Below are 412 nucleotides of genomic sequence, written 5' to 3'. Positions count from 1 at the left end.
GCCATCATGCTGGCCCACACGCTGGGCAACCCGTACAACCTGGACGTCATCACGGCGCTCTGCAAGAAACACAATCTGTGGCTGATCGAGGACTGCTGCGACGCCCTCGGCTCGACCTACCACGGCAGGATGGTCGGCACCTTCGGCGACATCGGCACCATGTCGTTCTATCCCGCGCACCACATCACCATGGGTGAAGGCGGCGCGGTGTTCACCAACAACGCCGAACTGAAGATGATCGCCGAGTCGTTCCGCGACTGGGGCCGCGACTGCTACTGCGCGCCGGGCAAGGACAACACCTGCGGCAAGCGCTTCTGCCAGTGCCTGGGCACGCTGCCGATGGGCTACGACCACAAGTACACCTACAGCCACCTGGGCTACAACCTCAAGATCACCGACATGCAGGCCGCCT

1 protein-coding gene is annotated in these 412 nt (G+C 63.1%); it reads left to right on the top strand.

Annotation, left to right across the window (positions count from 1 at the left end; all coding sequences use genetic code 11):
* Positions 1-412 (top strand): DegT/DnrJ/EryC1/StrS family aminotransferase (locus KVP70_RS33355; RefSeq protein ID WP_217946725.1); only part of this gene is annotated, 412 nt, incomplete at both ends.

Source organism: Duganella violaceipulchra (assembly GCF_019166075.1).
Classification (GTDB): domain Bacteria; phylum Pseudomonadota; class Gammaproteobacteria; order Burkholderiales; family Burkholderiaceae_D; genus Rugamonas; species Rugamonas violaceipulchra.
This window is presented reverse-complemented; position numbering and strand designations above follow the sequence as displayed.